General features: G+C 64.7%; 7 protein-coding genes. 1 reads left to right on the plus strand and 6 read right to left on the minus strand.

The window, feature by feature from the left end; genetic code table 11:
- Positions 1–255 precede the first annotated feature (255 nt).
- Both ABFE16_06065 and ABFE16_06070 read right to left on the minus strand, forming a co-directional pair.
- On the minus strand, positions 256–1,620 hold the full coding sequence (locus tag ABFE16_06065; GenBank protein ID MEN6344853.1) for a PhoPQ-activated protein PqaA family protein: 1,365 nt from the start codon (positions 1,618–1,620) through the stop codon (positions 256–258).
- Positions 1,621–1,656: 36 nt separating this feature from the next.
- On the minus strand, positions 1,657–2,697 hold the full coding sequence (locus tag ABFE16_06070; protein ID MEN6344854.1) for a hypothetical protein: 1,041 nt from the start codon (positions 2,695–2,697) through the stop codon (positions 1,657–1,659).
- Between the two features lie 186 nt (positions 2,698–2,883).
- On the opposite strand from ABFE16_06070, the gene ABFE16_06075 reads away from it, so the two are divergent.
- Entirely contained in the window at positions 2,884–3,675 is a 792-nt protein-coding gene (locus ABFE16_06075; GenBank protein ID MEN6344855.1) for a M55 family metallopeptidase, read from the plus strand.
- Between the two features lie 21 nt (positions 3,676–3,696).
- Here the strand turns inward: ABFE16_06075 and ABFE16_06080 are convergent, their stop codons facing one another.
- The 4 genes from ABFE16_06080 to ABFE16_06095 all read right to left on the minus strand — a co-directional run bounded on the left by ABFE16_06080 (position 3,697) and on the right by ABFE16_06095 (position 11,512).
- Positions 3,697–6,480, minus strand: coding sequence for a DUF2961 domain-containing protein (locus tag ABFE16_06080; protein MEN6344856.1), 2,784 nt, complete (start codon positions 6,478–6,480; stop codon positions 3,697–3,699).
- Positions 6,481–6,564: 84 nt separating this feature from the next.
- Complete coding sequence (locus ABFE16_06085; protein MEN6344857.1) at positions 6,565–8,643, minus strand: hypothetical protein; 2,079 nt, start codon at positions 8,641–8,643, stop codon at positions 6,565–6,567.
- Positions 8,644–8,755: 112 nt separating this feature from the next.
- Positions 8,756–10,156 carry a hypothetical protein gene (locus ABFE16_06090; GenBank protein MEN6344858.1) on the minus strand — a complete coding sequence of 467 codons (1,401 nt, stop codon included), beginning with the start codon at positions 10,154–10,156 and terminating at the stop codon, positions 8,756–8,758.
- Positions 10,157–10,225: 69 nt separating this feature from the next.
- Positions 10,226–11,512: a glucose-1-phosphate adenylyltransferase gene (locus ABFE16_06095; GenBank protein MEN6344859.1), complete on the minus strand. Its 1,287-nt coding sequence runs from the start codon at positions 11,510–11,512 to the stop codon at positions 10,226–10,228.
- Positions 11,513–11,552 lie beyond the last annotated feature (40 nt).

The following is an 11,552-nucleotide window of genomic DNA, read 5'->3' on the forward strand; positions in this document are numbered from 1 at the left end:
AAGCTCGGCGCCTGGTCAAAGGATGACAACAACCGCTTCGACCTGACGCAGTTGACGCGCCTCACTCTCGGCGTCCATGGCCAGGCACGGGGAGACGGCACCATCGAGGTGCTGGTCTCGCAGGTCGGGTTCGTCCCCTAAGGAGCTCCCCGAAGCGGGCAAGCCGAGGCAGTTGGCACCCTCCCCAGGCACCAAAAGGCGCGCCGGTAATCCTCACCGGCGCGCCCTCCTTGTGCGTCTTCGTCTGTCCGGGCCCTAGGGGCCGACCGTGTGGATCTCGGAGGTCAGCGGCCAGTCCCGTCCGCCAGACTGGTACACGAACTCCAGGTACAGGGCCGCATAGCCCTCGGCCGGCTTGGCCAGCGTGTAGCTGATCTTGCCGCCACCTGGGGCAAGCTCCTCGCTCGTCCACTTGGACTTGCGGAAGTCCTTCGTCGCCGCCTGGGCCTTCCACACCAGCACACGAACCGGCGCGGGGTCACAGGTCGCCGCGACCGTCAGGCCCTGATCTCCGGTGGCAAACTGCCAGCTTAGCTTCGGCAACGACCCTTCGCCCATGACCGCCGAGGAAAAGCCCCACACTCCGGCAAGCAGCTTGCGGCGATCGTCCATGCCGTGCCCCGAGTTCGGCAGGTGCAGTAGGTAGCGCGGCCCGACGAGGTCGTTGAAGTAGTCCCCGGCAGCGTCCACCGGCCAGTAGGGATCATTGGTGCCCGCGATGATCAGCTTGGGCATCGTGGTGCGGTCCCTGTAGGTGTACGGGTCCACGGCCCGACCGAGACTCTGCCCCTGAGCCGAGGCCAGCAGATCGGGAAGCCCCAGCTTCGTGTAGTCATCGATCTGCTCGGAGTAGTCGCCGAACTGCTCGCGCTGATGCCGCATCTGAGCGGGCAGATTCAGGTTGTTGTAGACCATCGGCATGATCGCCGCAGCCCGCGAATCCACTACTCCCGTGAACCAGGTCGTCCAGCCGCGCTTCGAAGCGCCGGTCACCAGGAAGCGCTGGATCCGCTTGCCCCACTCCTTCTCCGAGAAGGCCTGCAGGCAGTCCATTGCCCGCACGGCCGACTTGGCCATCGGGAATAGCAAGGGCCAGCTTGCGTCCCCCGTGGCCAGGTACTTGGTGAAGGTGTAGGCGATCAGCGCATCTTCTCTGAGCCCATCGAATAGCGGCTGATTGGGGATGTCGCCGAGCACCGCCACCGGACAGCCCAGGGCTCCTGCGGTGAGCGACGCGAAGGCGGACATCTCACCCGCAGGATTCCCGCCCGTGATCATCAGCACGCACCAGTCGGGGTGCCTGGGGTTGGCCGGGCTCGTTACCGTGACACGATGCTTCCAGGTGATCCCCTGCCAGACCTGGGAGGTCATGTTGAGACGGAAGGCGCCTGCACTGCCTTCGTCGCCGGGCCGGGCCGCCACCTCCCACGAAAAGGCTGCATCGGGACGGGCTACATAGTCCAACACCGGCTCGCCCTTGTCCGCCGTCGGTGCGCCCTTGTCCAGCGTCGGTCCACCCTTGTCCAGCGCCGGCTCAGCGCACCCACCGGGAATCACCATGGCAGCAATCAACACCAGTACCTGTGCGACGACGAACACCGTACTCCGTGCGGCTTTCACGGCAACACCCCCTGTTGTCGATCAGCAGCCAGCCTGCTAGCGCGGAGCGCCGCCGCCGGCGCCACCACTACCACCCTCGCGGGACCGCTGCGGGGCATCGACGACTTTGACGCCCTGCGGCAGTGCGAAGGCGCTGTCGGGCACCGAGTTGATCATCTCGTACTTCGTCTTCACGACGCGGTCGCCTTCCTTGCTCTGGCGCAGGAGACCATACTGCGTGTCCACCCAGAAGACGACAGCCTTGCCTTCCTTCGTGGTCAGGTCGATGCGCATGCAGGAGACGCCGTCCAGCTTGTCAGACTTCACTGCGAACTTGGACCCTTCCAGGTCGCGCAGGTTCGGCATGCCCATCATTCCGCCGCCGATGCCACCCGGTCGTCCGCCAGCGCCACCGGGGGCACCAGTCCCGCCCTGTCCCTGTGGTCGTGCGCCTTGCGGTCGCTCGCCCTGAGGTCGTTCGCCCTGTGGCCGTCCGCCCTGACCGGCGCCACCACCATTGCCACCCATGCGGCCGGTGCTCTTGGTGATGACCTTCTCCTTCGGGTTGTACATGTAGCGTACATTCTGATCGCTGATCATCATGAACCAGCCGCCGTCTTCGCGCGAGGTCTTCGTACGAACCGGACGGCCGTCCTTGAGTTGGATCGTCGTCGTCGCAACGGTCTTGCCGTCGACGACCGTGCTGGACTTGTAGCTCTTCAGCGTCGAACGCTTCGCCAGGACCTTGTCCAGTTCGGCGTTACCGGTCTTGATCGGAGCGCCGAAACCAGCACCGGCCCTGCCTCCTGCACCTCTCCCGGCGCCTTCTCCCCTGGTACCGGCACCGCCCTGTGCAGGCTTGGCTCCGGGCTCACCAGGCGTGGCCGGCACTCCCCCTTCGCTCGGGGTTGGTTCCGGTGCGACCATGTTCTCACCTTCGGTCACCGACGGCGTGGGACCGGTGACGGCGTTCTCGAGACCACTCGTCGGCTCCGTCGGCATCGTCTCCGGCGGCTTGGGGCACCCTGAGACCAGCAACACGGTAAGGACCATTGCGCAAGCGACCACAAAAAGCCCCATCCTTGGTATGCTTTTCATGCCCATCCTCCTCCAGCGACTGGGGACATGCTGAGGCGCCCCTGTGGTTGGCCGCAGTCTGCAACGAGTTCGTCGCTTCCCCAGCGTATGTATGTATGGATTCCCTTAACACTTGGCGGGGCGGCAGGTGTTTCCGTTTCTGCACGGAATTGTGCGCCTCACATATCGACTGTCCGGGGGCCACCAATGAAGATCTTCATCTGCACGGACCTGGAAGGCATCGGCGGCATCACGTTCTTCGATCAGACGCGGGACAAGACTAACCTTCTGTACCAGGAAGCCCGCCATCTGCTCACCCAGGAGGTCAATGCCTGCGTCCAGGGCTGTCTCGATGGCGGCGCTACCGACCTCATCGTGCGCGACGGCCACGGTGGCGGCTTCAACTTCTTCGTCGAAGACCTCCATCCGGCCGCTCGCTACATCACCGGTCCCGGCAGACCCCGGCCTGACAGCGGCATGGACGGCACCATCGACGGCCTCATCCTGCTGGGCTACCACGCCATGAACGGCACCGAGGACGGCGTCCTGCATCACACCCAGAGCTCACTTGGCGAGAACAAGTACTGGTACAACGGTGTGGAGTCCGGCGAGATTGTGCAGACCTCTCTCGTCGCCGGCTATCACGGCATCCCTCCCATCATGTGCAGCGGCGATCTGCGCTGCTGCGAGGAAGCCCAGCGCTTCCTGGGCGACGAGATCGTCACGGTCGTCGTCAAGGAGGGCTTCAGTCGCACAAGCTCGATCATGTACGCTCCGGCCAAGTCTCGCGAACTCGTCCGAGAGGGCGCACGCAAGGCGATGGCGGCGATCCCGAGGTGCCGCCCCTACAAGCTGCCTCTGCCGATCACCGGTCGCCTGCAACTCAAGGACAAGGAAGCCATCGACCGCATCGTCGAGAAGGGCCTGTCGCGACGCATCGATGACTTCACCGTGGAGCGCGTCTTCGACGACCCACGGGAGGCCTACAGATTCCAGTGACGACCGAAGGGGCCTCCGGGCTCACTTGATCGGCGGGAATCTCAGCGCATCCAGCCCCAGGTAGTAGCCCTTCGAGGCCGGATTCTTGCCCACTGTCTGGAACCGGAGCACGTGCCTTCCGGCCGAGAGGTCGATCGTGCCCAGGCGGCACTCGCCACCGTAGACCCAAAACACCTCAGAGTACAGGTCCACCGGGTCGCCGACCTTGCGGCCGTCTACCAGTGTCTGGAAGATGCCGTAATCGGTGCTCTTGGAGAACCACCCGGTGACCTCGTACTTGCCCGCCGCTGGAACCGTGACTTCCAGGTCGAGGTGGCCCGTGCCGCTGTGGTCGCGGAACCATAGTTGCGTGCCACCGGACATCTGCGGATGGCTGCCCTCCTGAGGCAGGTAGTCGCCGCCCTCGGCCCCGAGCACGGTCAGCGATTCACCCTCCAGGGAGCCGGGATACAGCACCTTGTCCAGCAGCAGGCAGTCTATCCCAATCCGGAAGCCCGTCGCCTCGGGAGTCTTGCCGACCACCCGAGCCGTCAGGGTCTGGCTGCCCGCCCCGGGTCTCACGGTGCCGAGGCCGACTTTCCTGAGCCCGGCCTCCTCAGAGTAGCACGATGTCACGCCGCCGGCCGGTGCGCCGTTGACCAGGAACTGCACCTGACCGTAGTCAGGCCCCGTCGTCACTTGCGCGGTCATGCTCACCTCGGCAGGGGCAGCGTTGGCGAAGCTGACCGACACCTCACTGCCTGCGCCCTGGGCGTCAAAGAGAAGCTGTCGACCGTCACTCCAGGCCAGGCGTGCCGTCTCCACCGAGACCTTGCCACGGGAGGTGCGGGCAGTCGAAAGCAACTGCTCGACTTCGAGAGCCCCTCTGGTCTTGGAGGGAGGCTCGAGACGCAGGCAGTCGACCGCCAGATGCCCCTCGTCGAGCGCCACCAGGGAGAGCTTGTGCGACCCGGCTCCCAGGAGGATACCGGCGAACTTCATCGTTCCTTCCGCGGTCAGCCCAAGCGGCTCCAGCTTCACTCCGTCAATCGAGGCCCCAAAAAGCGCCGTCGGGTTCTCCCTCGAACTGGGCACGGGGTAGAACGTGGGGTAGACCACACCCTCTCGTGAGGTGCTGAACACCGCCGTCGGCGTCTCATACCCGGCCTTGTGAAGGCCGAAGTCCACGGCCAGGCCCCGGCTGAACTCGTACTGACGCCCGTCGTCGGCCAGCAGTTGCGCGCTCTGTCCCAGGTCCTCCACCCACAGGTCCTCCGCCTCTATCGTGTTCGGCAGCGACCGTCCCCAGGGCCGCATATCATCCGCAGAATCCGCCGCGAAGAAGTCCTTCCCGCCGGCCTTCTGGTACCAGTACGCGACGGTCACGTAGTCATCCGGTGGCGGGTAGTTCTCAATCGTCATGCGCAGGGACTTGCCATAGGGGATGTGGTCGCCCAGGAACCAGCGGTAGCAGCAGGTGCGCTGTCCCTGGTCGTAGCTGCAGGCGAAGGAGGGCTGGACCAGCTTCCGGATGCCCCAGGCGTCACCGAAGAAGTCCTCGGAGCCGGTGCCGAAGATCGACGGGAAGGCCTCGCCGTCCACCCACACCTTCTCATCACCTTCACCCCACCAGCCCGGAACGGGGTGGTCGATGTACAGCGCGACGCCCACGAGTCGCCCTTCGCCGGAGGTCTCGAGGAAGGGGTAGTCAAACTCCCGTGCCGGGTTCTCACGCCGCCACTTCGCATGGAAAAGCGCGGCGTTTTCAGGCACCGGCGTCTGTGTCCACTTGACGCTCAGGGCGACCTCCGCCGGTACCGTTCCGCGGTTGAGCAACTCGATCCGCGCAACCTTGCGGAAGGGCATGGCCCAGAAGCTGTAGCCCTCGCCCTGGACCACACCGAGCGGGTAGCTGGCATACTCGTTCGGCTGCCAGCCGGTGCCGAAGAACTCGCCCAGGGGGCACAGGATCGCCGGCTGGGCCTCGTCGTCGAACCACACCTTCAGGAGCACCTTGCGCCAGGCATAGCGCTCCGGGCTCTCGATCCGCGCACGCAGCGTCTTGATGACGGCAGGCCCGCTAAGCTGCACCGGCCTGACCAGCTTCCAGGGCTCCAGGTGCAGCTTCTGGGTAACCGTCCCGTCGTCGCCTGTTGCCGGGCGCGGGTCCTGACCGCAGGCGTTCCACTTCGCCGCCACCTCAGCGCAGGCCGCCTTGGCTTTGGCGTCCAGAGGCCAACGAAAGCTCTCGACCCGTGTCCCGCGCGGGTAGGTCATGTACCCGATGTGGTAGTACTGCCCGTGAGGCGCGTCGGCCGTCACCCGGCAGCTCCTTGCATAGGGGATCGGCAGATAGCAGTCGGAGGCCGTGCGCTGCGAGCTTCGCTTGTACACGAAGGGCGGCTTGAAGTCCTCGTAGTCTCCGCTGAACAGGCCGTTGAAGTCGAACTCGTAGGTGGGCTCGGTCGCACCGTCGAGATAGAAGCGAATCTTCCCCACCGGGTTCGCCGACCAGATCCGGAAGATGCACCCGGGGCCTTCCATCTGGCCCATCAGCGCCTCTCCCGGCTTGAGCGGAACGGGGCCATACCGCACCGGATCGTAGGTCTCGTACTTGCCCGCGTCACCGTTCGCATCCCAGTGCTTCGGATCGAGCGACCGGCGATCCCAGCTTGACCACTGCTTGCAGCTCGTACCGGCCTCCAGGAGGGGCAGGGAGTCCAGGTCCGTCAGCCGACTGACGAAGTACCCGTAATCCAGCACCGTCTGCGCAGCGCCAAAGCTGCACGCAACGACCAGCACGAGCACAAGCGAAAGGGTGCGCATTGCCTGCCCTCCAGCGGACACGTCGAAGTGGGGTACGCGGGGACGCCTCCCCGTGGCAGTCAGCCGGCGTCCCCGAGAGAGGAGCTACTGCGTCCTCATGGGCATCAGGTTCAACCGCTGGCCCGTGAGGCTCTGCAACTCAAACTGAGCGTTGAGACCTTGCAGGTTCTGCCAGTTCTGGTGCGTCAGAAGGCCCGTCTGCGAGCCTGGGATGTTCAGCGCCATCAGGCTCGTGGGAGTGTGCAGACCGGCGCGATCAACCCGCAGGCTGACCTGGGCCTGCAGCGGCTGCTGCGATCGGTTGATGAGCTGCAGGCCGTTCCCGGCAGCGTTCAGGCCCAGTTCCAGCGGAAGGTCCGCCCCTGGTCGCAGGTTGAGGATCTCGATCGTGCGCTGCTCCGCGGGCCCGACGATGCTGATGAGCCTGATCGAGCGCAGGTTCGCTCCGGTCGGATTCTCCAGCCTGAACCTTCGCTGATCGTTCACCTGAACCGCCGTGAACCGCACCGAAGCTCCGTCAGCGACCATGTCGGCCACAAGGCCCTTCTGCACGAAGCTGATCTCGGTGCCCGCAGCGCCGGCGAACTCCACCGTGTAGCTCTTGCCCCGCGAGTTCATGAACAGGAAGGTGTGCGGATAGCTCAGCGGCGTCGGCCCAAGTCCCATGAAGGGCTCGGAGTAGACCGCGCCCGGGATCCTGTTGGCCCCAAGGTTCTCCTGGTTGCCCGCATAGAACTGGTTGCCGGCCTCATCCGTGATCTGTGTGATCCGTGCCGTCCGCGAGATGGAGAGGTACGAACTCGTCGCCGCTGCGCCCATGGCACCACCAAGAGCATCCGAGGGCAGACTGGGCGCCACGAGCAGGCTGGGCAGATCCCAGATGCCGATCTTGTAGTAGCCACCGTAGCTGAAGGTGTTCGCCGCCTTGTTGACGTTGGCTACGCTGCGGTCGGGACCGCCTGTCTCTGTGGTGTAGTAGGGGGTGTTGTTGTCGTAGTGGTAGAGCTTCCGCGTGGCCTCATCAGGTCCGACCTTGTAGACCACTGTCGCATGGCCGCCGCCGCCGACCATCCCCATCACACAGCCATGGGGCGGGCTCGCCAAGGCCACAATGCCCTTGGCTTCCTCCCAGCGCGCGTTCGGGTTGTTGGCGTTGATCTCGCCGAACAGGAGAGTGTTCTGAGGCTCTGCGAGCTGGCTGCCCTGCATCTCCTGCACGGACTGCCAGACCTCGTCGTTGTTGCGGTTACTGTCGTAGGTCCAGACGCTCGCGAGCCGGTTGGTGGTCCACCAGGAGTTGAACAGGAGTCCCCCGATGTTCCAGTGCTTGATGCGCAGGCTCATCACGCTCATGCCGTAGCAGTTGCCGCCATCGCCGATCTTCTTGTACCGGGAATCGTACCAGCTCTGGGCGGCCGGCTTGTGGGTCCCATCAGCATACTCCACCGATGAGGCGCCGAAGTAGTTGCGGTAGATCGCCCAGGGGATCCACGGACCACCCTTGTTGGCGAACTTCCATCCGTACTTCCCGCGATAGCCACGTGGGGCTACGACCGGGTAGTTGAGCGTGTTGCTGTCCAGCGTTCCGTTGTACACCTGCACCGGATAGCTGCTGCCGTAGGACAGGCCGGTAGCGGGAAGGAAGAACAGGAGCAGCGTGTTGCAGGGGACCCCAAAGAAGGACAGGTGCAAGGTGGTGACCGCAGCACCGTTCACGTGTACCACGCTGGTGCTCTTGAAGTTGCGCCCTATCGCCAGGACGCTCTCTCCCAGCGAACCATCGCTGGGCGACAGCGCACTCAGAGACGGAATCGCCAGCACTGAGATGTGGGCTGTATCGGCCTTCTGCCATATCCGCGAGCTGGCGTTGGGATACGCCTGCCTCAGCCGGCCCAGGAACTCCGGCTTCGTGGCCTCGACTACCAACGCCTGCCCCTCCGGCGGAAGCGCCTTGAAGGCGGAGATGTCCTTCTCCATCTCCTCGGTGCCCACGCGCTGTCCCACCAGGAAGTCACGCATCTGTTGCTCGAGGCTGAGGGATACACGGGGAGTGGCGAGCGGCCTTAGTTCACGTGTCGTCGGGATGGGCTGTGCACCTACGGAGGTTACGGCAAGGACCATCAGCAGCAGGGGCCACGTCACGCGGCACAGCTTCCTACTCATGGCCGGTCCCTTCCTTCGCGCCAGAATGTCCCCCGGGCATACTTCAACACCGCCCGGCAGCTTCCTGCCGCAAAGGGTCACTTACATGGTCCTGGTGGGAACTAGCTTCGGTTCAGTAGCGCAGCAAGGCGGGCTTCAGGGTCCACGCCTGCAGTCGTGCCAGCTCCATCAGCCCCGGTGCGCGGTACCCTTCCGGGAGGATGACCCAGCCATAGGCGCCCTCCTCAATCACCTCGTTCTCCATGGTCAGTGTCACCCGGGGCAGTTGAACGGTCTCCGGCGCGAACCCCTGCAGCTCGGTGGTGTAGGTTCGTGCAGCGGCTCGTGCGAAGGACGCCGGCGAGACCTTGTGGCCGCCGACCATCACTTCGTCGGGCACGCGCCCTGTCCGGCGCATGAAGTCCCGGACCTCGACGCAGGCCTGAAGGAACTCCGCGCGTTTCACCTCACAGGCTTCCTCGGAGGACGGTCGTACCACCGGGCCATCAAGGTAGCGGCCGGTCACCGGCGCATCCTTCGACCCGCCTTCTGCCAGTCGCGCGCAGGCCTCGGCAGCCACACCGAAAGCCTCTGCCGCAGAAGCCCAGCCATGTCGAACGGGCTGGTAGCTGACCTCCTCCGCCAGTCCACAGGCAAGACACAGGCAAGCTTCCCGCGATAGCGGTTCCGGTGCCCAGAGATCAGGATACAGTCCCGGCAGCTCCGCACAGGTAACCGCCCTGGCCCCACTCTCCGTCACATGGCGCAGGTACGAGGCGAAGTCGGTGAAGTCCCGCTCGGCGTCCGCTTCTGCCTTGAGCGGCGGAATCTGGAGTTGATCCAGCGGAGTGCTCTTCCCACGGCCGAAGTTCACAGCATCCCAGAAGGTCGTCGTCGCCCACTCGCAGGGATGGTAGTAGATGCTGATGAGGCCGCCGCCTTCCTCGGTAAGCTCCTCATGGATGCGGTCGAAGGCCTCGCAGCCCTGGCGCAGGTTGTCGCCACCGCCCAGCCTCATCCGGGTGCAGCGCGAGCGCATCCGGAATACGTTCAGGATCCCGCAGTACCAGAAGGGCTGGTCATTGAGCCCCACATGGCGGCCCTCGTCAACGTAGGTCGGGATGCCCCAGTCACGAAGCGCCGGGTAGGCCTGCGGTGCCCAGGAGCTGCCCGGCTGTCCATAGGTCGAGCAGCGCTTGCCGAAGATCTCCTCGACGTCTTCCAGTCCGGGCTGCTCACGCCGCTTGAACTCCTGAATGCCCTCTTCCCAGCCCATGCCCTCCAGGTACTGGCAGACCGTCGGCGGAAAGCTGTGGTAGTTGGTGTGGTAGCCCAGGTCGTGCTCGGCCAGTGCCTCGATGACGTCCTTGCGTCTGCGCTGCTTGAGTCGCCGCGCCTTCTCCCCCACCACCTTGAAGGTGGCCTGCACTCCCTGGTCGGCGAAGATCCGAGCCAGACGCAGGGCGGCGTCATCGCTCTGGGGAGTCACGTAGTCCTCGGTGTCGAACCAGAATGCTACGTATACACGCGACATGCGGGCCTCCAGCTTCTCGATACGGGCCTGAGCGTCGTGGCCCAGGCGAGGTCTGGCCTCAAGGGCTGTCTAGATCACTGTGCCCGGGGGCACGACACCCGAACGCGGGATGATGACGATCCCGTCGCGAACCCAGTAGTCAGGGCCGTCGTACTGCGCCAGCCCCGCACGGTTCTCGATGACCGTGCCGTCACCGATCCGTGCGTTCTTGTCGATGATGGCGTTCCTTGCACGCACGTTCCGCCCCAGACCGATCGGTGGCAGCCCTTCGGTCTCATGCCGCCGCCGATGCTCCGGGGTCTCGAAGAAGTCGGCGCCCATCATCACCACGTTCTCCAGGTCGCACCCCTCACGGACGATGCTACGCAGACCGATCACGCACCGTCGTAGTCGGCACTGGTCAAGGATGCTGCCGTCACCGATGATCACCCGCTGGGCATCGCACGAGTTGAGCTTCGTGGCGGGCAGGTAGCGCGGGTGAGTCCAGACCGGGTTGTTCTCATCGAAGAAGTTGAACTTCGGTACCGGCTCCGTGAGGTTCAGGTTCGCCTCGAAGAAGGATGGGATGGTTCCGATGTCCTCCCAGTAGCCGTCGAAGGGGTAGGCATACACGCAACCCGTGCACCGGGCGATGGTCTCCGGGATCACCTCACCACCGAAGTCGTCGTGCTCATCTCGTTCCAGCGCCTCCACGAGCGCCGCTGTCTCAAAGACGTAGATGCCCATTGAGGCCAAGTGCGTGCGGCCGGCGGGCTCGATCCCCACGGATTGCAGGCTCTGGGGCTCGATTGCATACTGGTCCAGCAACTCGTCGGTCTTGGGCTTCTCGCAGAAGCTGGTGATGTTCAGGTCCGGCCCCGTCTTGAGCACCCCCAGCGATGAGGCTTGGGCACGAGTCACAGGAGTCGCCGCGATCGTGATCGTCGCCTTGTGCTGCTTGTGATAGGCCAGCATGTTGCCGAGGTCCATGTGGTAGAGTTGGTCGCCCGACAGGACCACACACCGGTCCGCCTGCGTCACTGGCAGGTGGCCAAGATTGCGGCGCACCGCATCCGCCGTGCCCTGGTACCAGTCCTTGCTCTCAGCTGTCTGTTCGGCTGCGAGGATCTCGACGAAACCGCCGCCGAAGTCATCGAACTTGTAGGTGTGGTTGATGTGGCTGTGCAGCGAGGCGGTGTTGAACTGAGTCAGGACGAAGATGCGGTTCAGACCGGAGTTGAGGCAGTTGCTGACCGGGATGTCGATCAGCCGGTACTTCCCCGCGAGGGGCACTGCAGGCTTGGCACGGTCTCGGGTGAGAGGGTACAGCCGTTGTCCAGCCCCGCCGCCAAGGATGACGCAGATCGTCGCATCCATGGATTGCGCTCCGACTGGTGCGCCCGTGAGTGGCGACCTT

The sequence above is a fragment of the Armatimonadia bacterium genome (genome assembly GCA_039679385.1).
In the GTDB taxonomy this organism is placed as follows: domain Bacteria; phylum Armatimonadota; class Zipacnadia; order Zipacnadales; family JABUFB01; genus JAJFTQ01.